Below are 20,615 nucleotides of genomic sequence, written 5' to 3'. Positions count from 1 at the left end.
GGGTTGGGCGTGAGTTCGCGCCGGACGATACGAAAGCCTCACGCAATGGTGCGAAGGTATCGCGGGCATCCACCCACCCCCGGCCCCTCCCTTGCAGGGAGGGGAGAAGATTCGCGCAACCTTCCGCGCCCCTCACTGCGCCACCTTTTCGGCGGCACCGATCAGTTCGCGGCCGATCAGCATGCGGCGAATCTCGTTGGTACCCGCACCGATGTCGAGCAACTTGGCATCACGCAGGAAGCGTTCCACCGGCCAATCCTTGGTATAGCCCGCGCCGCCAAGCGCCTGCACCGCCTCGCCCGCCACCTTGAACGCGTTCTCGCTCGCGAGCAGGATCGCGCCCGCCGCGTCGAAGCGCGTCGTCTTGCCGGCGTCACACGACCGCGCAACGGCATAGACATAGGCGCGGGCGGAGTTCAGCGCGACGTACATGTCGGCGACCTTGGCCTGCATCAGCTGGAACGTGCCGATCGGCTGGCCGAACTGGCGACGCTCGCGAATATAGGGCAGCACCACGTCGAGGCACGCCTGCATGATGCCGAGCTGAATGCCCGCCAGCACTGCGCGCTCGTAATCGAGGCCGCTCATCAGCACGCCGACGCCGCCATTTTCCGGCCCCATCACGTTTGCGGCCGGGACCATGCAGTCGTCGAGCACCAGTTCGGCGGTGGGCGAGCCGCGCATACCCATCTTGTCGATCTTCTGGCCGATCGAGAAACCGGGCATGTCCCGCTCGATCAGGAAGGCGGTGATGCCGCGACTCCCCTCCCCCGTCTTCGCATAGACGACCAGCGTGTCGGCATAGGCGGCGTTGGTGATCCAGAACTTCGTGCCGTTGAGGCGGAAGCCGTCGCCGGTCTTCTCCGCCCGCAGCTTCATCGACACGACGTCGGACCCTGCCCCGGCCTCCGACATCGCCAGACTGCCGACATGCTCGCCGGAGATCAGTTTGGGCAGGTACTTCGCCTTTTGTTCGGCATTCGCCCAGCGGGCGATCTGGTTGATGCAGAGATTCGAATGCGCGCCGTAGCTGAGCCCGACGGAAGCGGAGGCGCGGCTGACTTCCTCGCACGCGACGACATGATCGAGATAGCCGAGCCCGAGCCCGCCATCCTCTTCGGCGACGGTGATGCCGTGCAGGCCGAGTTCGCCCATCGCCGGCCACAGTTCTATCGGGAAGCGATCCTCCGCGTCGATCGCGGCGGCCAGCGGCGCGATGCGCTCGCTCGCGAAACGGCGCGTGGTGTCGCGGATCATGTCCGCGGTTTCACCCAGCGCGAAGTCGAAATCCTGCATGCCCTCTCCGTATTTTTACGACGCCCTAGCCGGGTGCGCGCGGCAGACCAAGCATCCATTGCCGCATGGCCTTGGCTCCGCCGCATTCGCACGGTCTGGTGTGCGGAACCTTCGGGAGCGGGCGTAATGATGCGGAGTATGATCTTCCTGCTTCAGGCGAGTGGCGCACCCGTTGCAGGACCCGCCGATCTTTCGGCGGCGCCGCCAAGGCGGATCGATCCGCAGGCGTTGCCAGCTACTTGCGCCGACGACGTCTCCAAAATAGCAGCGGATGAGGTCGTGATATGCGGACGGCCCGATACCAGCGAACGCTATCGGATGAGACCGCTCGACCCGCGGATCGAATTGCCAAAGCGCGCGGAGGTCAGGCTGCCAAGCGGCATGAAGGGTGCCGCCGAAGTCGAACGCGCGAAAATCGGCGGAAACGTCAGCAACCGGCTGATGTTCAGGCTGAAGCTGCCGTTCTGACCGGCGTCCTCGGCGCGATCAGAAGAAACGATCGATCACGGCGCGGGTCAGTCGCGCGGGCCGGTGGGTCGTGGCGTCGATGCAGCACCAGCTCGACTTCACCTCCGCCAACACTTCCTCGCCGCGGCGGATCACCGTGTCGTAGAAGGCGCGGGCGCCCTGCACCTTTTCGAGGATGACGGTGGCGATCACTTCGTCGTCGAGGAAGGCGGGCTTGCGATAGGTGATCTCGTGGCGGAGCGCGACCCAGAGATGCGCCGCAACCGCTTCTGCGGGCGCCAGTTTCTGCCAGTGGCTGATGACCGCTTCCTGGACCCATTTCAGATAGCTGGCGTTATTGACGTGACCCATGAAATCGATGTCCGCTGGGTCAACGTCGATGACATAGGCGTGGGGCAAGGTCGTCATGGCCGCAGCATAACATGGACGCACCGTCCGCGCTAACAGCAATGTCAGCAATTGGCAGGCTGCACGAACATTCAGGCGAACAGGGAGCCGAACGATCATACGGGGGAAATTTCATCTTTTCGGGCTGTTGGCGACGCTGTCGCTCGCCGGATGCAACCGGCATCAGTCCGCGCTCGCACCGTTCGGGGTAGAGGCGAGTTCGACCCGTGACCTGACGATCATATTGTTGATCGGCGCGGTGGTCATCGCCGTCGCCATGTCGCTGCTGATCCGGCACGCGATCCGCACGCCGGGCGAGCGATTGACGCATCGTCAGGGCATGAAGCTGGTGCTGTGGGCGGGCGGCGTCGTGCCGACGATCCTGCTGTTCACGCTGCTCGTCACGTCGCTGCCGGCGATGCGGCCCCTCCCCACCTCGCGCGCCGACCTGACGATCAATGTCGAGGGGGAACAATTCTGGTGGCGCGTCGCCTATCGCCCGCCGAACGCCGCACGGGTCGTCTCCGCCAACGAAGTGCGGGTGCCGGTCGGGCGGACGGTGGCCCTGAAGCTGATGGGCGGCGACGTGATCCACAGCTTCTGGATTCCCGGTCTGGCCGGCAAGATGGACATGATCCCCGGCCGCACGAACACGCTGGTCGTCCGCGCGACGAAGCCGGGGCGATTTCGCGGCGTCTGCACCGAATTTTGCGGATTGAGCCACGCGCTGATGGCATTCGACGTGGTGGCGATGGAGCCGGCAGCGTTCGACCGCTGGCTGGCGGCGGAGGCCAAGCCGGCGGCGGGCGGTAACGCGCTGTTTGCGCAATATGGCTGCGGCGGCTGTCATGCGATCCGCGGCACCGGCGAGGCGGGCGCGATCGGCCCCGACCTGACGCATTTCGGCGCGCGCCAGACGCTGGCCGCCGGCGTGCTGCCGATGACGACGGCGAACGTCGCCAGTTTCATCCGCCACCCGGAAAAGACCAAGCCGGGCGTCCGCATGCCCGCCTTCGACCACATGCCACCGGCCGACGCCGTCGCGCTCGCCCGCTATCTCCAAGGGCTGAAATGAGCGACCAGAACGACCTGACCCTGCGCGCCGAGCAGGAGGAACGGCTGCGCGCCGTATGGAAACCGCCCGAGGGGTTGTTCCTGCGCTGGACCGACGTGAACAATAACCGGGTCGGCGTGTGGTACACGCTGACCGCGTTCGGCTTCATGCTGTTCGCGGGCGTGCTGGCGCTCATCATGCGGACGCAGCTGGCGGTGCCGGAGAATGATCTGGTCTCCGCGAACACCTTCAACCAGCTGTTCACGCTGCACGGCTCGATGATGATGTTCCTGTTCGCCGTGCCGATGTTCGAGGCGGTGTCGATCATCCTGCTGCCGCAGTTGCTGGGGGCGCGCGACCTGCCGTTCCCGCGGCTGAGCGCGTTCGGGTACTGGAGCTTCCTGCTTGGTGGCGTGTTCGTCGGCGGGTCGATCTTCTTCAACGCCGCGCCCGATGGCGGCTGGTTCATGTATCCGCCGCTGACGACGCGGACCGACCTGTCGGGGCTGGGTGCCGACATTTGGATGCTGGGCCTGAGCTTCATCGAGGTGTCGTCGGTCGCCGCTGCGGTGGAACTGATCGTAGGCGTGCTGAAATGCCGCCCGCCGGGCATGCGGCTGAACCTGATGCCGCTCTACGCCTGGTACATTCTGGTCGTGGCGGTCATGATCCTGTTCGCCTTCCCGCCGCTGATCGCGGGCGACTTGCTGTTCGAAATGGAGCGCCTGCTCGGCTGGCCATTCTTTGATGCGGCGAAGGGTGGCGATCCGCTATTATGGCAGCACCTGTTCTGGATCTTCGGGCATCCCGAAGTCTACATCGTCTTCCTGCCGTCGATCGCGCTGTTCGCGATGCTGATCCCGACCTTCGCGCAGCGGCACCTGCTCGGCTATCCGTGGATCGTCCTGGCGGCGGTCGGCACCGCGTTCCTGTCGTTCGGCCTGTGGGTCCACCACATGTTCGCGACGGGGCTGCCCAAGATCAGCCTCGCCTTCTTCTCCGCCGCGTCCGAAGCGGTCGCGATCCCGACCGGTATTCAGGTGTTCGCATTCATCGCCACCCTGTGGGCGGGCCGCGTGATCTGGTCGACGCCGCTGCTGTATGCGGTGGGATCGATCGCGATCTTCACGATCGGCGGGCTGACCGGCGTAATGGTCGCGATCGCACCGTTCGACTGGCAGGCGCACGACACCTATTTCGTCGTCGCCCACCTGCATTACGTGCTGATCGGCGGGACGCTGCTGCCGCTGTTCGGCGGCCTCTATTATTATTGGCCGCTGATCACCGGCAAGAAGCTGTCCGATCGCATCGGGCGGATCGCGTTCTGGGTGATGTTCGCCGGGGCGAACCTCGCCTTCTTCCCGATGCACCTGTCGGGGCTGGAGGGGATGCCGCGGCGCGTCTTCACCTATCCGGCCGAACTGGGCATCGGCGGGCTCAACATGGCCTCGACGGTCGGCGCGTATCTCTTCGCGACCGGCGTGCTGATGGTGTGCATCGACCTCGCGCTGTCGCCCACCCGCCCGAAGGGCGTCCGCAATCCGTGGAACGCCGGCACGCTGGAATGGCTGGCCAAGCCGGAGGACGAGAACTGGGGCATCCGGTCGGTGCCCCTGATCGAGAGCCGCTACCCGATCTGGGATCAGAAGGACTTCGTGGCCAAGGTCGACGAGGGCCGCTTCTTCCTGCCCGATGCGGAGGAGATGAAGCGCGAGACGATCGTCACGACCGTGCTCGACGCCCGCCCGTTGCAGGTGGTGCGCCTCGGCACGCCCAGCTTCATCCCGATGGCGACGGCCGTTGCGCTGGGCAGCGTGTTCATCCTGACGACCTATCACCTCTATTGGTGGTCGCTGGCGGGGGCGTTCGTGACGCTCGGCTGCGTGCTGACATGGCTGTGGACGGGGACCGCGATCATCCCGGAGAAGCCCGAGAAGTCGATCGGCCACGGCATCGTCGTGCCGCTGTATATTTCGGGCCCGTCGGCCAGCGGCTGGTGGGCGATGTTCATCACCATGCTGGCGGACGCCACCGCATTCTCCGGCCTCGTCTTCGGTTATTATTTCTACTGGACCGTCCACCCCGACTTCCCGCCACCCGACGCCACCGGACCGGGCGTATTCTGGCCGATGGTCGCAATGGGGACGCAACTGGCAAGCTGGGCCGCAACGGTGGTCGCGCGCGAGGTCCATGCGCGCGGTCAGGTCCTCGCCGCCCGCAGCCTGCTGATCGTCGGGATCGTCCTGACGCTCGCCAGCCTGCTCGCCGGATTGGCCGGGCCGTGGTTCACCGGTCTGAACCCGTCCGAGCATGTCTATCCTGCAATCGTCTGGGTCCTGGCGATCTGGACGGCGGCGCATGCCGGTGTCGGCGTGATCTGTCAGGGCTATACGCTGGCCCGCAGCATCGCCGGCAGGATGACGCCGCGATACGACGCCGACCTGCGCAACATCACCGTGTTCATGCACTTCCTCGCGCTGACTGCCGTCGTCACCTACGCCACGATCGGCCTGTTTCCGGGAGCATCGTCGTGAAACGCCTGCGCGACCGGATCGCCGGACTTCGCGTCACGCTATGGACGCTGATCGTGCCACCGAGCATGTGGGCGGCACATTTCCTGTTCTCGTACCTGTGGGCGGCGCTCAACTGCGCGAAGGTCGGCGAGTTCGCGACCTTCCCAACGCTGTTCGCGATCGGCACCGCGGTGGCGCTCGTGGTGATAGTCGCCGCCGGATGGGTCGCGCACGTTCAGGCCAATCGCAAGGGCGACACGCCGCCGCATGACTCGGGAACGGAGATCGACCGGCTCCGCTTTCTCGCCACGGCGACGGTGCTGCTGGCGGCGCTGAGTTTCATCGGCGTCGTGTTCACCGCCATGCCGGTCATCTTCCTGACGGATTGCCGATGAAGCGCGCTGCGTTGATCGCCGGGCTGATCCTGCTGCCGCTCGGCTGGGCGGCGGCGATCGTCGGCGGCATGACCGGGCATATGGCCGGACACATGATCGCCGTCGCGGTCGCGGCGCCGCTGGTGGCGTGGGGGCTTCATGGCAGCCGCCTCGATCCTGCCGCGCGCTGGCCGCGCACCGTCACACCGATGGCGATGATGCTGATGGAACTGGTCGTCGTGTGGGGCTGGCATGTTCCGTCGATGCGCACGCTGGCGGATGGCAGCGGCGTGTGGCTGGCGATCGAACAGGCGAGCTTTCTCGCCGCCGGCCTGTTGCTCTGGAGCGCGGTGTTCGCCCCCGGTCACCGCGCCGGCGGGATCGGCGCGCTGCTGCTGACATCGATGCACATGACGTTGCTGGGCGCGCTGATCGGCCTCGCGCCGCGTCCCCTGTACGCGTCGATGGATCACGGGATGGAGGATCAGCAACTGGGCGGCGTGGTGATGCTGATGATCGGCTCGGCGAGCTATTTCGTCGGCGGGCTGGCGATGCTGGCCGGACTTCTGAAGATGCGGGAGGAGCCGGCATGACGCTGAGGATTACCTGGAAGCGAGTCGCCGCGACGCTGTTCACGCTCTTCGCGGCGGGCATGCTGTTCGCGTGGTCAGGGCTGTTCAACGTCGCCGCATCGAGCGGACACTGGCCCGTGACGGACTGGTTCCTGCACTGGGTCATGCGCAACTCGGTCAAGACGCACGCGGCATTTTCCGCGCCGGACGATCCGCGTGCGCAGCAGGAGCTGGTCAGCGCGGCGGGGCATTTCGCGGGCGCCTGCGCCTCGTGCCACGGTGCCCCCGGCCGCCGCCCCTCGCCGGTGATGCAGGCGGCGACGCCCCCAGCGCCCGATCTGGCGGTGAACGCAAAGGAATGGACCGACAAGCAACTGTTCTGGATCCTGCAACACGGCGTCAAATACAGTGGCATGCCGGCGTGGGGCGCACCCGAGCGGCCGGACGAAATCCGTCGCATGGTCGCCTTCGTCCGCCGCCTGCCGACGATGAGCGTCGCCGAATACCGTTCGCTGACCGAAGCCGCCGCTGGAGCAGGTGTCGCGGGCGTAAAGGACGGCGTGCTCGCCGGATGCGCCGGCTGTCACGGTGCGGACGGCCGTGGACGCGGTCAGCCGGACATTCCGGTGCTCGGAGGACAACGCCCCGAATATCTGCTCGCGGCTCTGGACGCCTATGCGCAGGGCCAGCGGCACAGCGCGGTGATGGGCAATGCCGCCGCCGCCCTGTCCGCCGACGAGATGCGGGCGCTGGCCGGGCATTTCGCGGCGATGCCGGGGATCGGCACCAACGCTCCGGCCGGTTCGGCAGCGGCGCAGCGGATCGTGGAGAAGGGCCTGCCCGAGATCCAGCTGCCGGCCTGCGCGAGCTGCCACGCCGCGGGCAAGGGATATCCGGTGCTGAACGGTCAGCGCGCCAGCTACATCGCCCAGCGCCTGCGCCAGTGGCGGGGCGAGAAGGAGGTCGTCGACGCCCGCAAGAGCCACGCGACCATGCCGGTCATCGCGCGGCGTATTCCGGCTGAGATGATCGATCCTTTGGCGACATATCTGGCCGGGGGGCAGCAATAGGCTGTTCTGCCGAGGCTGCGCCCTGTCCACCTGCTCCACCCGGGCGAACGCCGGGGAAGTGGGAGGAAAGAAAAGGCTCTGCAACTCCCGGCGCGAATAGCCGCACTTCACCGATGCCCTTCCCCGCCAAACCACGTTACGACCGCACCCAAACGAGAGAGGATTCGCCGATGACCGCAGACCTGTTCCCCGTGCCGGACGAGTGGGCGACGCAGGCCAGGATCGATGCGGCGGGGTACGACCGGCTCTACGCGGCGGCGAAGGACGGACCCGACGCGTTCTGGCTGGAGCAGGCGAAGCGGCTCGACTGGATCGAGGCACCGCAGAAGGCCGGCGATTGGTCGTTCGACGAGGCCGATTTCCACATCGAATGGTTCGCGGACGGCACACTCAACGCTGCCGCCAATTGCCTCGACCGGCATCTTATTGAGCGCGGCGATCAGGTCGCGATCATCTGGGAACCGGACGTCCCGACCGAGGAACCGCGCCGCTTCACCTACCGTGAATTGCATGCGGAGGTCTGTCGGTTCGCCAACGTGCTGAAGGCGAACGGCGCGACGAAGGGCGACCGCGTCACCATCTACATGCCGATGATCCCGGAGGCGGCGTTCGCGGTGCTCGCCTGCGCCCGCATCGGCGCGGTGCATTCGGTGGTGTTCGGCGGCTTCTCCGCCGACGCGCTCGCGGGGCGGGTACAGGATTGCGACTCGCGCATCGTCGTCACCGCCGACGAGGGTCGTCGCGGCGGCAAGCGCGTCGCGCTGAAGGCCTGCGTGGACGAAGCCGCCGCCCAAGCGCCCAGCCTGGAACGCGTCATCGTGGTCAGGGCGACCGGCGGCGACGTGGCGATGGGCGAGCGCGACGTCTGGTATCACGAGGCCGCCGCGCAGGTGTCGACCGACTGCCCGCCCGAGCCTATGAATGCGGAGGACCCGCTGTTCATCCTTTATACCAGCGGCTCGACCGGCAAGCCGAAGGGCGTGCTGCATTCGACCGGCGGCTATCTGCTCTGGGCCAGCCTGACCCACGAATGGTGCTTCGATTACCGGCCCGGCGACGTGTGGTGGTGCGCCGCGGATATCGGCTGGGTCACCGGCCACACCTACATCCTGTACGGCCCGCTCGCGAACGGCGCGACGACGCTGATGTACGAGGGGCTGCCGAACTGGCCCGACGCCAGCCGCATCTGGCAGGTGGTCGACCGGCACAGGGTCACCGGGCTGTTCACCGCCCCCACGGCGCTGCGTGCGTTGATGAAGGAGGGCGACGCGCCCGTCACGGCGACCGATCGCTCGTCCTTGCGCATCCTCGGTTCGGTCGGGGAGCCGATCAATCCGGAGGCGTGGCGCTGGTATCACGAGGTCGTCGGCGAGGGGCGCTGCCCCATCATCGACACGTGGTGGCAAACGGAGACGGGCGGCGCGCTGATCGCCCCCCTGCCCGGCGCGACCGCGCTGAAACCGGGCTCCGCGACCAGACCACTGCCCGGCATCTTTCCGCAACTGATGGACGAGAAGGGCGAGGTGCTGGAGGGCGCGACATCGGGCAATCTCTGCATCACCGGCAGTTGGCCGGGGCAGATGCGGACCGTCTGGGGCGATCACGACCGGTTCTTCCAGACCTACTTCACGACCTATCCGGGCAAATACTTCACCGGCGACGGCTGCCGCCGCGACGAGGACGATTATTACTGGATCACCGGCCGTGTCGACGACGTCATCAACGTGTCCGGGCACCGGATGGGCACCGCCGAGGTCGAGTCGGCGCTGGTGCTGCACGCCAAGGTGGCGGAGGCGGCGGTCGTCGGCATGCCGCATGAGGTGAAGGGTCAGGGCATCTACGCCTATGTCACGCTGAACGGCGGCGTCGCGGCGAGCGAAGAGCTGGCGGCCGAGCTGAAACACTGGGTCCGTCGCGAGATCGGCCCGATCGCCACGCCCGACGCGATCCAGTTCGCGCCCGCTTTGCCCAAGACGCGATCGGGCAAGATCATGCGCCGCATCCTGCGCAAGATCGCGGAGGGCGACACCGGCGCGCTCGGCGACACCTCGACTCTGGCCGATCCGGCGGTGGTGGACGATCTGGTGGCGAACCGCGTCGGTTAGACCTATCTGCACCGGATGGATCACCCGTCATGAGCGTCGCCTTCCGCAGGGAAAGCGACGAGGAACATCTGGAGCCGCGCTTCGAACTGCCGATCCCGCCGGGGCCCAACCGGGTCACGGCGGCCGGCCCCGCGCTGATCGCGGGCAAGGTCGTCGATCTGGAGGTGCGGATCGCCGCCGCCTCGACGGAGGACGCCGTGCCGCTGCTGCGCGAGCTGCGCTACTGGCGGACGCGCGCGGCGACGGTCGAGGTCATGCCGCTGCCCGAAGACGACGAGGTCGGGATCGGCAGCCGCGTGACCTTCGCGTTGAACGGCGCCGAGCGCACGCTGGCGATCGTCGGGCACGACGAAGCGAATGGCGAAACGGCGGTCGGCTTCGCCGCCCCGTTGGCGCGTGCGATGATCGGCTTGCAGGCGGGCGAGACGGCGAACTTTCAGGGTCGCACCGACGCGATCCGCATCCTGTCGGTGGAGAATTACTAATGGCCGAAAAGTTCGAACGCCACCGCCAGCCGTGGAAGACGGAGGAGGTGCAGAAGCTGCACCAGTTCGCCAAGAAGGGCATGGCGCTGAAGGCGATCGCCAAGGCGCTGACCCGCAGCGAGGAATCGGTGAAGGACCGCGCCAAGGCGGACGGGCTGTCGATCGCGAAGTTGCGGTGAGCGATGTCACTTAGTCCACCCCGGCGGAGGCCGGGGTCCAGGCTCGGCCAGCGCCGTAAATCCCACTGCCCGCGTGGCAACTGGACCCCGGCCTTCGCCGGGGTGGGGGGGGATTTTGCAGCGTACTGGCGCGACACTTCGTAAATGACTCAAAGCTACGACGCCATCATCCTCGGTGCCGGCGCGGCCGGCCTGTTCTGCGCGGCCACTGCCGGTCAGCGCGGGCGCAGGGTGCTGCTCGTCGATTACGCAGACCGGGTGGGCAACAAGATCCTGATCTCCGGCGGCGGGCGGTGCAACTTCACCAACGTCGACGCGGCGCACGACCGCTACATCTCCGCTAACCCGCATTTCGCCCGCTCCGCACTCGGCCGCTACACCGCCGCCGACTTCGTCGCGCTGGTCGACCGCTACCGGATCAAGTGGCACGAGAAGACGCTCGGCCAATTGTTCTGCGACGGCTCGGCGCGCCAGATCGTCGACATGCTGCTGGAGGAATGCGCGATCGGCGGCGTCGAGATCGCGCTCGGCCGGCCGGTGCACGAAGTGACGCATGACGGCAATTTCCGCGTGACGATCGGCGACCGCATCGTCACTGCGCCCGCGCTGGTGATCGCCACCGGCGGCCCGTCGATTCCGAAGATCGGCGCGACCGACTTCGCCTATCGCCTCGCCCGCCAATTCGGGCTGAAGCTGGTCGAGCCACGACCGGCGCTGGTGCCGCTAACGCTCGGCCCGGACGAGGCGCTGTTCCGCGACCTCGCCGGCGTCGCCGCACCGGTGATCGCGCGCGGCGACGGGCCGGGCTTCGCGGAGGCCGCGCTGTTCACCCACCGCGGCCTGTCCGGCCCGGCGATCCTGCAAGCCTCCAGCTACTGGCGGCACGGCCAACCCGTTGCGATCGACTTCACCGGCGGGCGCGGTGCGGACTGGCTGATCGAAGCCAAGCGCATTAATCCTCGCGCCTCCGCCACGAAGACGCTGGCGACCGCCCTCCCCGGCCGGCTTGCGGAGGCGCTGGCGGAGCGGCTGGCGCTGCCCGGCAATCTCGCCGATCAGTCGGACAAGGCGCTGCGCCACGCCGGGCAACGCCTGGCGGAGTGGCAGTTCCGCCCGAACGGCACCGAGGGCTATGCCAAGGCGGAGGTCGCGGTCGGTGGCATCAGCACCGCCGAACTGTCGCAAAAGACGATGGAATCGAGGAAAGTACCGGGACTTTATGCGATCGGCGAGGCGGTCGACGTGACCGGCTGGCTGGGCGGATATAATTTTCAGTGGGCTTGGGCGAGCGGTTGGGCTACAGGCCAATCCCTATGATCGGTTTGCCGATGCGGCACCGACACCCCATATCCCAGGCTCTATGATCCCCGAAAACCTGCCCCCGCTTCTGGCCGAGGCGCTTAGCGCGCGTGGCTACGAGACCCTCACCCCCGTCCAGGCTTCGGTCGTGGCCGACGATGCGAAGGGCCGCGACCTGCTCGTGTCCGCGCAGACCGGCTCCGGCAAGACGGTCGCCTTCGGCCTTGCCATGGCGGACGAGCTGATGCCCGACGGCGCGCTCGATCGCCCCGCCGCGCCGCTCGCGCTGGTCATCGCCCCGACCCGCGAATTGGCGCTTCAGGTCAGCCGCGAGCTGATGTGGCTCTACGCGTCCGCCGGTGCACGCATCGCCACCTGCGTCGGCGGCATGGACGCCAGCCGCGAGCGTCGCTCGCTCAACCAGGGCGTGCACATCGTCGTCGGCACGCCCGGCCGGTTGCGCGACCATCTGGAGCGCGGCGCCCTGAACCTCGCCGCGCTGCGCGTCGCCGTCCTCGACGAGGCGGACGAGATGCTCGACATGGGCTTCCGCGAAGACCTGGAGCAGTTGCTCGACGGCACGCCGGAAACCCGCCGGACGCTGCTGTTCTCGGCCACGCTGCCGCGCCCGATCGTGGCACTCGCCCGGACTTATCAACGCGATGCGTTGCGCATCTCGACGGTCGGTGAGGATCGCGGGCACGGCGACATCGAGTATCAGGCAATGGCCGTGCCGCCGTCCGATATCGAGAACGCAGTCGTCAACCTGCTGCGTCTGCATGAGGCGGAGACGGCGATGCTGTTCTGCGCCACGCGCGACAATGTCCGCCACCTCCACGCCAGCCTGCTGGAGCGCGGCTTCGCGGCCGTCGCGCTGTCGGGCGAGCATTCGCAGAACGAGCGCAACGCCGCGCTCCAGGCGCTGCGCGACCAGCGCGCCCGCGTCTGCGTCGCCACCGACGTCGCCGCGCGTGGCATCGATCTGCCCAGCCTGTCGCTGGTCGTGCACGTTGAGTTGCCGCGCGACGCCGAGACGCTCCAGCACCGCTCCGGCCGCACCGGTCGCGCCGGTCGCAAGGGCACTGCGGTCCTGATCGTCCCCTATCCGAAGCGTCGCCGCGTCGACATGATGCTGCGCAGCGCCCGCATCGCGGTGACGTGGACCCCGGTGCCCAGCGCCGACGACATCCGCGCCGCCGATCGCGAGCGCCTGCTGACCCAGCTCGCCGAACCGGTGGAGCTGGACGAAGAGGACAACGCGCTCGGCCTGCGTCTGCTCGAACAGCGCGAGCCGCACGAGATCGCGGCGATGCTGGTCCGGCTGATGCGCAGCCGCCTGCCCTCGCCCGAGGAGATGCTGGAATCGTCCGAGCCCGATCGCGGCCAGCGCGGTGGCGATACTCGCACCGGCGAGCATCGTCCGGGCTTCGACGATACGGTCTGGTTCAAGATGGACATCGGTCGCCGCCAGAACGCCGATCCGCGCTGGCTGCTGCCGCTGATCTGCCGCCGCGGCCATGTCACGCGGGACGAGATCGGCGCGATCCGCATCGACCAGAACGAAACCCGCGTGCAGATCCCGCGCGCCGTGGCCGCGAAGTTCGCGGCCTCGGTCGCGAAGACCGCCGGTCAGGGCAACGACGAGAGCGGCATCACGATCATCCCCGCCGACGGCCCGCCGCCGCAGGCTCCGCGTGGCGCAGGTGCCGGCGCCGGCCCACGCGGCCGCAAGCCCAACGGCCCACGTCCTGCGAGCTATTCGGCACGCCCGACCCGCCCCCGGCGCTGACAACGCTCTTTCCCTCTCCCCTTGGGAGAGGGAGGGAGGAGCGAAGCGACGGAAGGGTGAGGCCCGGCTGCAGCCCCACTACCCTCTCCCTTCCCAAGGCTTCGCCGCGAGCCTCTTCCCTCTCGCAGTGGGAAGGGGCCCGCGGGGCAAAGCCTCTAGTGATCGATGCGGCTGATCGCCGTCATGCCGGGCTCGTCCCGGCATCCACCGCTCCACATTCATAACGCTCAGTTGCCTGCCGCACGGTAGATGCCGGAACACGTCCGGCATGACGGTGGGCGCCCCCCTTTCCCTCTCCCCTTGGGAGGGGGAGGGAGGAGCGTAGCAAGGGAAGGGTGAGGAAAGGCCATAGCCGACACCGTCCTCGCCCCTCCCAAGCTCCAGACACGCGCCTGCTAGGGAGCAGAGACGCTAGACCTCAGATCCCCACGACCCCGCCGTCGTCCTTGGTGATGACGATCGTCGCCGACCGCGGCCTCGCCGAACCGGTCGCCGCACCTGTCTGCGTATAGGGCCAGCTCGACGTGTTGTTGCCCGCTCCGCCACCCTCGCCGGGGTGCTGGATGTTGACGAACAGCGACTTGCCGTCCGGCGTCGAGTGGATGCCGGTGATCTCGCACTGCTTCGGCCCGACGAGGAACCGGCGCAGCGTCGTGCCCGGCGTCTTGCCGATGCGCGTCACCGCGCTGCTGGACGCGCCGCCGAGCGAATTCACGACCGTCCGCGTGCCGCCGTCACCGACCGTGCCGGGGATCGCGGCCAACATCATGCAGTTCGTCACATCGGTGTACGAGCCGTCGTCGGTCTGCAACCACAACAGCGGCGTTGCCTGACCCGTGACGTTGCTAGGCAGGCCGAACCACATCCCGTCCGGCGACGAAAAGTCATTGGTAGCATCCAGTTGCGACAGGTTGATGTTATTGGGGTCGAGGTCAGAACCCGCACCGAAGGCATAGATGTCCCATGCGAAGGTCGTCGCTTCCGACGTGTCCGCCGTCTCGCGCAGACGAATGACGTGGCCGTTGACGTTGCCGGTGCTCGCCGCCCGCCCGTCCGTCTTGGGGTCGGTGTAGGCACGCGGGTTGGCGGCATCGACGCGGCCTGCGGATCGCGACGCATTGTTGGTCAGCGTACAATACATCTCGCCCGTCGCCGGGTTGACCGCGGTCCATTCCGGACGGTCCATCGGCGTCGCACCCAGCGCATCGGCAGCAAGCCGCGCGTTGACCAGCACATCTGCCTGATCGGCGAACGGGTAGGTCGCGTTGGCGCTGGTCAGCGGCCCCTGACCGAATACCAGCGGCAGCCACTGGCCGCTACCATCGGCATTGAACTTCGCAACGTAAAGCGTTCCGGCGTCGAGATATTTATCGCCGATCGCCAGACGGTTCGTCGCGGTCGCGTCCGCCGCCGACCAAGGCGTGGCCGACACGAACTTGTAGATATATTCGTTCTGAGCGTCGTCGCCCATGTAGAAGGCGGGCTTCACCCCGGCGATCGTGCGGCCGACCTCGCAACCCTCGTGGTTCATCCGGCCGAGTGCGGTGCGCTTGCGCGGGGCGGCGGCGGGATCGAACGGATCGATCTCGACCACCCAGCCGAAGGTGAAGGGTTCGTGGCTAAAGTCGCCGGTGCCGTCGTTCGGCATGCCGGGGACGATCGTCGCGTTCCAACGCGCGAACACGGTGCTGGTGGCGTCGGTCGGCACCGCCGTCGACCACGCATAGTTGCCGGCACGACCCTGCCCGATCCCATAGCGGGCGAGCGAGACGTTCTCCTTCGCGCGGCCGGCGGCGGTGCGGGCGGCGACGTCACCGGTGTCGCGGCGGAAATAGCCGGCCCAGTTCTCTTCGCAGGTCAGATAGGTGTGCCACGGCATCGTGCCGTTCGCGCAATTGTTGATCGTGCCGCGACCCGCGGTGCCATCCGGGGACTGGCGCGTGCGCAGCATCGCGTTGCCGCGCACAGGGCCGCTGAAGGTCATCGGCGTGTTTGGCGTGACGCGGCGGTTCAGCGTCGAGCCCTGCGTGTAGCTCCACGCGCCGGTCGCCGAAGCGCGTGCGACCTCGATCACCGACACGCCATGCGCCTCGATCTCCTTGATCGCCTCCGATGCCAGCCGCACCGCACCCGCGGTGACGCCGTTCGGGTGAAGATAGGATTCGGTGATGTTCTCGTGGTTCATCGCCAGCAGGCCGCGCAGGCTGCTGGTCGGATCGGGCGCGGTGCCGCTGGCGGACAGGCCGAAATAGCTCATGCCGTCATGATGATCGCCGGCCCGCTGCGCGAAGTTCGTGTCGGTGCCGTTGTTCGCATAGGCTGGGACGCTTCCGGAGATCGGATCGCCCAGACGGTACAGCACCGATACGCTGTAACCGGCCGGCACCGCGACCACGTCCGCCAGGCTCTTCGGTACGGCGGTGAAGCCCAGCATCGTCGGCATCAGCGTGACCGTCGTCTCCGACAGCGAACGCACCCCGTCCGGGCTGGTCGCGGTGAAGCGGAACACCAGCGGCGTCTGCGCGGTCACGGCGGGGGCGGAGAAGGTCGCCGTGTTGGTCGTCGCATCGGTCAGGTTCACCGGCGTGCCGGACACCTGCTCCCACTGCACCGAGGCTGCCGTGCCGCTGGTGACCGAGCCGGCGAGCTGCACCGTCTTCCCGCCGCTGGTCGTGATGTTCTGGCCGGCGTTGACGATCGCCGCCTCGCCGTCGCCGTCGCCATCCTCGCCGCATGCCGCCAGCAGCATGCCGCCGAACGCCGCCGCGCCCGCTGCGCGCAGGCCGCCCATCAGCGTCTGGCGACGCGAATAGCGGACCGCGATCAGGTCGCTCAGGTGCTGGTTCTGCGAGCGGTTGGTGTCGATGTCGCCATCGTCATAGGCGAGTGCGTCGGCGTTCAGAATCGTCATCTGGTATCCCCCGGTATGGCCGTAGCCGGCCGATGGGGGCGCAATGCCGGTGTCGCATAACAACACCGTGACGTGCGCGTTGCGGATCAGCGACGGGTCCGCGTCAGTTTGATGACAGGAGCTTCATCAACCCACGGATGATGCGGCAATATCTCAGATGCCGCCGTCCGTGACCTCGCGTCCGGTGGCGACCAGCGCCGCGCTCAGGTCGGCGATGCACGCATCGACATTAGCCGCATCCGGGCTGCGCACGACGAAGTTCGCACCGACGCGCCCGTCGCGGAAAAAGGGATAGCTGCCGATCGCGATCCCGCCCTCGGCCTGCGCATACGCCTTCTCCGTCGTGCGGAGCAGGTCCGCGACCTCGCTTTCGGCGACCCAGCAACCGATCGTGCGCGACACGACGGGGCGGCCGCCCTCCAGTGTTCCGGTCAGCCGGTCGAGCATCCCGGCGGTGATGTGCGGCACCCCCGCCATGATGAAGATGTTGCCCCAGCGGATGCCCGGCGCGCCCGACACGCGGTTCTCGATCAGCGTCGCGCCTTCGGGCACGCGTGCCATCCGTGCCCTCGCCTCGGTCATGCCGCCCCGCGTCTGGTAATAGGCATCCAGCGTCGCCAGCGCGTCGGGGTGGTGGACCACGCCGACGCCCAGCGCCGCCGCGATCGCATCGACGGTGATGTCGTCGTGCGTCGGGCCGATGCCGCCGGTGGTGAACAGGTAATCGTTGCGCGCACGCAGTATATTCACCGCCTCGACGATCGCCTCCTCGCGATCGGCTACGACGCGCACTTCGCGGAGGCGGATGCCCTGGACATTGAGCCACGCCGCCAGCTGGGCGACGTTCTTGTCCTGCGTCCGACCGGACAGGATCTCGTCGCCGATCACGACGAGGGCGGCGGTCCAGATGCGGCTGCTCTCCATCCCGCTCGCATAGCCTCGCAAAGCCGCGCCCGCCACGCTATATCCGCGGATATGACCGAATACGTGACCGTCACCTCCGACGCGCCCGAAGCCCGCACCGGCGCCATTAAGCTCCACGGCCCCGCCGCCTTCGTCGGCATGCACAAGGCCGGCAAGCTCGCTGCCGAAACGCTCGACATGCTGGTGCCGCACATGGTGCCCGGCGTGACGACCGCAGAACTCGACCGGCTGATCTACGACTTCGTGCTGGCCGGTGGCGGCGTGCCCGCGACGCTGGGGTATCGCGGCTATACGCATTCGACCTGTATCTCGATCAACCACGTCGTCTGCCACGGCATCCCGTCGGAGAAGACGCTGAAGTCGGGTGACATCGTCAACGTCGACGTCACCCCGATCGTCGACGGCTGGCACGGCGACTCGAGCCGCATGTATCTGATCGGCGACGTTCCGCTGAAGGCCAAGCGCCTCGTCGAAGTCACCTACGAATGCCTCATGCTCGGCATCGAGCAGGCGAAACCCGGCAACCACATGGGCGACGTTGCGCATGCGATCCAGCGCCACGCCGAAAAGCACCGCTACGGCGTCGTCCGCGATTTCTGCGGGCACGGCGTCGGCCGCCTGTTCCACGACGCGCCGGAGGTCGTCCATGTCGGCCGCCCCGGCACAGGCCCGGAACTGCGGCCCGGCATGATCTTCACGATCGAACCGATGATCAACATCGGCCGCCCCGACGTGAAGCTGCTCGACGACGGCTGGACGGCGGTGACTCGCGACCGGTCGCTGTCGGCGCAGTTCGAACATTCGATCGGCATCACCGACGACGGCTGCGAGATCTTCACGGTCTCGCCCAAGGGCTATCACCAGCCGCCGTTCGATTAACCTGGGCGGGGTGACGCGGCGAACGGTCGCCGCTAAAGCCGCCCCATGACCCAGATCACGCCCGAGATCGTTGCCGAGCACGGCCTGTCCACCGAGGAATATGACCGCGTCCTGCACGCGCTCGGACGGGAGCCCAACCTTGTCGAGCTCGGCATCTTCTCGGTGATGTGGTCGGAGCATTGCAGCTACAAATCCAGCCGCATCCACCTGAAGAAGCTGCCGACCACCGGGCCGCAGGTGATCTGCGGACCGGGCGAGAATGCCGGCGTCGTCGATATCGGCGACAATCAGGCTGCGATCTTCAAGATGGAGTCGCACAACCACCCCTCCTACATCGAACCCTATCAGGGTGCGGCGACGGGCGTTGGCGGCATCCTGCGCGACGTGTTCACGATGGGCGCACGGCCGATCGCCAACATGAACGCGCTGCGTTTCGGCCGGCCCGATCATCCGAAGATGCGCCACCTGATCGCGGGCGTCGTCCATGGCATCGGCGGCTATGGTAATTGCGTCGGCGTGCCGACGGTCGGCGGCGAAGTGAATTTCCACCCCGCCTATGACGGCAACATCCTCGTCAATGCGATGACGGTCGGGATCGCCGATCAGGACAAGATCTTTTATTCCGCGGCATCCGGCATCGGTAACCCGATCGTCTATGTCGGGTCGAAGACAGGTCGCGACGGTATTCACGGCGCGACGATGGCGTCCGCCGATTTCGGCGACGACGCAGACGCCAAGCGCCCCACGGTGCAGGTCGGTGATCCTTTCACCGAAAAGCTGCTGATCGAGGCATGCCTGGAGCTGATGGCCACCGACGTGATCGTCGCGATCCAGGACATGGGCGCGGCCGGCCTGACCTCCTCCTCGGTCGAGATGGCGTCGAAGGGCGGCGTCGGCATCGAACTGGTGATGGACGACGTACCCCAGCGCGAAACCGGCATGACGCCGTACGAGATGATGCTCTCCGAATCGCAGGAGCGCATGCTGATGGTCCTGAAGCCGGGCCGCGAGGCGGAGGCGGAGGCGATCTTCCGCAAGTGGGAACTCGACTTCGCCGTCATCGGCCGCGTCACCGATACCGGCCGCATGGTCCTCACCTTCAAGGGCGAGACGGTGTGCGACATCCCGCTCGGCCCGCTCGCCGACGAAGCACCGCTGTACGACCGCCCGCACGTTCCGACGCCGAAGCCCGCGCCGCTCGACAACGTGCCGGGGTGCAAGGACATCGCGGCCGACCTGACGACGCTGATGGGGTCGCCCGACATCGCCTCGCGCCGCTGGATCTGGGAGCAGTACGATCACATGGTCGGCGCGGACACCGTGCAGCGCCCCGGTGGCGACGCGGCCGTCGTCCGCGTCCACGGCACCGACAAGGCGCTGGCGATCACCACCGACTGCACCCCCCGTTATTGCTTCGCAGACCCCGTCGAGGGCGGCAGGCAGGCGGTGGCGGAGGCGTGGCGGAACATCACCGCGGTCGGCGGCAACCCGCTGGCCGTGACCAACTGCCTGAACTTCGCCAACCCGCAACGGCCGGAGATCATGGGCCAGATCGTCGGTTGTCTGGAGGGGATGAGCGACGCCTGCCGCGCGCTCGACTTCCCGATCGTGTCCGGCAACGTCTCGCTCTACAATGAATCGAAGGCGACCGGCGGCGGCTCGGCGATCCTGCCGACGCCCGCGATCGGCGCGATTGGCCTGCTCGCCGACTGGCAGAAGAACGTCACGATCGCCTTCAAGGGCACCGGCGACATCATCCTCGCGGTCGGTACGCGCGGCGGCCATCTCGGCCAGTCGCTGTGGCTGCGCGAGGTGCATGGCCGCGAGGAGGGCCCGCCGCCGCCCGTCGACCTCGCCGCGGAGCGTCGCACCGGCGACTTCATCCGCGCGCGAATCGAGGCGGGTCAGGTCACCGCCTGCCACGACGTGGCGGACGGCGGAGTCGCCGTGGCGGTCGCGGAAATGGCGCTGGCCAGCGGGATCGGCGCGATGATCGACCGCAAACAGCCGTTCGATTGCGCGCGCAGCTTCTTCGCCGAAGATCAGGGCGTCTACATCGTCACGGTCCACGATCCTGCCCTGCTCGACTTCCTGGCGGAGGCGCACGGTGCCGATATCGAGGTCGAGCCGCTCGGCCGCACCGGGGGCAAGCGGTTGATATTCGAGCGTCCCGACCGGGACGACGTTGTCGCGCTCGATACGCTCCGCGCCGCACACGAGGGGTTTTTCCCGAAGCTGATGGGGGCGGATGCCGCGTTGGCGTGAACGATCGGCGTCGACACGTCCCCGGATGATCCAAAAAGAGACGAC

17 protein-coding genes are annotated in these 20,615 nt (G+C 67.5%); 13 read left to right on the top strand and 4 right to left on the bottom strand.

Going from position 1 to position 20,615, the window contains the following annotated elements:
* Window positions 1-132 precede the first annotated feature (132 nt).
* Window positions 133-1,296, bottom strand: a complete 1,164-nt coding sequence (locus tag ILT43_RS09750; RefSeq protein ID WP_204198762.1) for an isovaleryl-CoA dehydrogenase — start codon at window positions 1,294-1,296, stop codon at window positions 133-135.
* A gap of 138 nt (window positions 1,297-1,434) precedes the next feature.
* Here ILT43_RS09750 and ILT43_RS09745 point away from each other — a divergent pair, with 138 nt between their 5' ends.
* Entirely contained in the window at window positions 1,435-1,764 is a 330-nt protein-coding gene (locus tag ILT43_RS09745) for a hypothetical protein (RefSeq protein ID WP_204198761.1), read from the top strand.
* An 18-nt stretch (window positions 1,765-1,782) separates the two neighbouring features.
* Here ILT43_RS09745 and ILT43_RS09740 read toward each other — a convergent pair whose 3' ends face one another.
* On the bottom strand, window positions 1,783-2,172 hold the full coding sequence (locus ILT43_RS09740) for an acyl-CoA thioesterase (RefSeq protein ID WP_204198760.1): 390 nt from the start codon (window positions 2,170-2,172) through the stop codon (window positions 1,783-1,785).
* A gap of 127 nt (window positions 2,173-2,299) precedes the next feature.
* Between ILT43_RS09740 and coxB the strand changes: the two genes are divergently transcribed.
* The 10 genes from coxB to ILT43_RS09690 all read left to right on the top strand — a co-directional run bounded on the left by coxB (window position 2,300) and on the right by ILT43_RS09690 (window position 13,591).
* Window positions 2,300-3,226 carry a cytochrome c oxidase subunit II gene (coxB, locus tag ILT43_RS09735; protein ID WP_204198759.1) on the top strand — a complete coding sequence of 309 codons (927 nt, stop codon included), beginning with the start codon at window positions 2,300-2,302 and terminating at the stop codon, window positions 3,224-3,226.
* Window positions 3,223-5,739 carry a cytochrome c oxidase subunit I gene (gene ctaD / locus ILT43_RS09730; RefSeq protein ID WP_204198758.1) on the top strand — a complete coding sequence of 839 codons (2,517 nt, stop codon included), beginning with the start codon at window positions 3,223-3,225 and terminating at the stop codon, window positions 5,737-5,739. The genes coxB and ctaD overlap by 4 nt, the downstream gene beginning before the upstream one ends.
* Complete coding sequence (locus ILT43_RS09725; RefSeq protein WP_204198757.1) at window positions 5,736-6,113, top strand: hypothetical protein; 378 nt, start codon at window positions 5,736-5,738, stop codon at window positions 6,111-6,113. The genes ctaD and ILT43_RS09725 overlap by 4 nt, the downstream gene beginning before the upstream one ends.
* Entirely contained in the window at window positions 6,110-6,685 is a 576-nt protein-coding gene (locus ILT43_RS09720) for a cytochrome c oxidase assembly protein (protein ID WP_204198756.1), read from the top strand. The genes ILT43_RS09725 and ILT43_RS09720 overlap by 4 nt, the downstream gene beginning before the upstream one ends.
* Window positions 6,682-7,734 carry a c-type cytochrome gene (locus ILT43_RS09715; protein ID WP_204198755.1) on the top strand — a complete coding sequence of 351 codons (1,053 nt, stop codon included), beginning with the start codon at window positions 6,682-6,684 and terminating at the stop codon, window positions 7,732-7,734. The genes ILT43_RS09720 and ILT43_RS09715 overlap by 4 nt, the downstream gene beginning before the upstream one ends.
* Window positions 7,735-7,904: 170 nt before the next feature.
* Window positions 7,905-9,839 (top strand): acetate--CoA ligase, encoded by a 1,935-nt coding sequence (gene acs / locus ILT43_RS09710; RefSeq protein WP_204198754.1) that lies wholly within the window; start codon window positions 7,905-7,907, stop codon window positions 9,837-9,839.
* 29 nt (window positions 9,840-9,868) lie between these two features.
* Complete coding sequence (locus ILT43_RS09705; protein ID WP_204198753.1) at window positions 9,869-10,324, top strand: GreA/GreB family elongation factor; 456 nt, start codon at window positions 9,869-9,871, stop codon at window positions 10,322-10,324.
* Window positions 10,324-10,503, top strand: a complete 180-nt coding sequence (locus ILT43_RS09700; RefSeq protein WP_204198752.1) for a hypothetical protein — start codon at window positions 10,324-10,326, stop codon at window positions 10,501-10,503. Before ILT43_RS09705 ends, ILT43_RS09700 begins: the two co-directional genes overlap by 1 nt.
* A 144-nt stretch (window positions 10,504-10,647) precedes the next feature.
* Window positions 10,648-11,820, top strand: coding sequence for a BaiN/RdsA family NAD(P)/FAD-dependent oxidoreductase (locus ILT43_RS09695; RefSeq protein WP_204198751.1), 1,173 nt, complete (start codon window positions 10,648-10,650; stop codon window positions 11,818-11,820).
* A 43-nt stretch (window positions 11,821-11,863) separates the two neighbouring features.
* A complete protein-coding gene (locus ILT43_RS09690) occupies window positions 11,864-13,591 on the top strand; it encodes a DEAD/DEAH box helicase (protein ID WP_204198750.1) in 1,728 nt (575 codons plus the stop codon).
* A 418-nt stretch (window positions 13,592-14,009) separates the two neighbouring features.
* Here ILT43_RS09690 and ILT43_RS09685 read toward each other — a convergent pair whose 3' ends face one another.
* Together ILT43_RS09685 and ILT43_RS09680 are read right to left on the bottom strand one after the other, a co-directional pair.
* Window positions 14,010-16,502 carry a PhoX family protein gene (locus tag ILT43_RS09685; protein WP_204198749.1) on the bottom strand — a complete coding sequence of 831 codons (2,493 nt, stop codon included), beginning with the start codon at window positions 16,500-16,502 and terminating at the stop codon, window positions 14,010-14,012.
* A 153-nt stretch (window positions 16,503-16,655) separates the two neighbouring features.
* A complete protein-coding gene (locus ILT43_RS09680) occupies window positions 16,656-17,426 on the bottom strand; it encodes a competence/damage-inducible protein A (RefSeq protein WP_204198748.1) in 771 nt (256 codons plus the stop codon).
* Between the two features lie 51 nt (window positions 17,427-17,477).
* Between ILT43_RS09680 and map the strand changes: the two genes are divergently transcribed.
* Together map and purL are read left to right on the top strand one after the other, a co-directional pair.
* On the top strand, window positions 17,478-18,305 hold the full coding sequence (map, locus tag ILT43_RS09675; RefSeq protein ID WP_211534425.1) for a type I methionyl aminopeptidase: 828 nt from the start codon (window positions 17,478-17,480) through the stop codon (window positions 18,303-18,305).
* Between the two features lie 45 nt (window positions 18,306-18,350).
* Complete coding sequence (purL, locus tag ILT43_RS09670; RefSeq protein WP_204198747.1) at window positions 18,351-20,570, top strand: phosphoribosylformylglycinamidine synthase subunit PurL; 2,220 nt, start codon at window positions 18,351-18,353, stop codon at window positions 20,568-20,570.
* The last annotated feature ends 45 nt before the right edge of the window (window positions 20,571-20,615 follow it).

Source organism: Sphingomonas longa (assembly GCF_016892685.1).
GTDB classification, from domain to species: domain Bacteria; phylum Pseudomonadota; class Alphaproteobacteria; order Sphingomonadales; family Sphingomonadaceae; genus Sphingomonas; species Sphingomonas longa.
The sequence above is the reverse complement of the archived record's forward strand: the minus strand, read 5'-3'. Positions and strand labels throughout refer to the sequence as shown.

Bases quoted from the DNA above. Each gene is read 5' to 3' on its own strand.
- ILT43_RS09700 (WP_204198752.1), top strand. From the start codon at position 10,324: ATGGCCGAAAAGTTCGAACGCCACCGCCAGCCGTGGAAGACGGAGGAG.
- ILT43_RS09690 (WP_204198750.1), top strand. From the start codon at position 11,864: ATGATCCCCGAAAACCTGCCCCCGCTTCTGGCCGAGGCGCTTAGCGCG.
- purL (WP_204198747.1), top strand. From the start codon at position 18,351: ATGACCCAGATCACGCCCGAGATCGTTGCCGAGCACGGCCTGTCCACC.
- ILT43_RS09685 (WP_204198749.1), bottom strand. From the start codon at position 16,502: ATGACGATTCTGAACGCCGACGCACTCGCCTATGACGATGGCGACATC.
- ILT43_RS09695 (WP_204198751.1), top strand. From the start codon at position 10,648: ATGACTCAAAGCTACGACGCCATCATCCTCGGTGCCGGCGCGGCCGGC.
- ILT43_RS09750 (WP_204198762.1), bottom strand. From the start codon at position 1,296: ATGCAGGATTTCGACTTCGCGCTGGGTGAAACCGCGGACATGATCCGC.
- ILT43_RS09720 (WP_204198756.1), top strand. From the start codon at position 6,110: ATGAAGCGCGCTGCGTTGATCGCCGGGCTGATCCTGCTGCCGCTCGGC.
- ILT43_RS09705 (WP_204198753.1), top strand. From the start codon at position 9,869: ATGAGCGTCGCCTTCCGCAGGGAAAGCGACGAGGAACATCTGGAGCCG.
- acs (WP_204198754.1), top strand. From the start codon at position 7,905: ATGACCGCAGACCTGTTCCCCGTGCCGGACGAGTGGGCGACGCAGGCC.
- ILT43_RS09680 (WP_204198748.1), bottom strand. From the start codon at position 17,426: ATGGAGAGCAGCCGCATCTGGACCGCCGCCCTCGTCGTGATCGGCGAC.
- ctaD (WP_204198758.1), top strand. From the start codon at position 3,223: ATGAGCGACCAGAACGACCTGACCCTGCGCGCCGAGCAGGAGGAACGG.
- ILT43_RS09715 (WP_204198755.1), top strand. From the start codon at position 6,682: ATGACGCTGAGGATTACCTGGAAGCGAGTCGCCGCGACGCTGTTCACG.
- map (WP_211534425.1), top strand. From the start codon at position 17,478: ATGACCGAATACGTGACCGTCACCTCCGACGCGCCCGAAGCCCGCACC.
- ILT43_RS09745 (WP_204198761.1), top strand. From the start codon at position 1,435: ATGATCTTCCTGCTTCAGGCGAGTGGCGCACCCGTTGCAGGACCCGCC.
- ILT43_RS09740 (WP_204198760.1), bottom strand. From the start codon at position 2,172: ATGACGACCTTGCCCCACGCCTATGTCATCGACGTTGACCCAGCGGAC.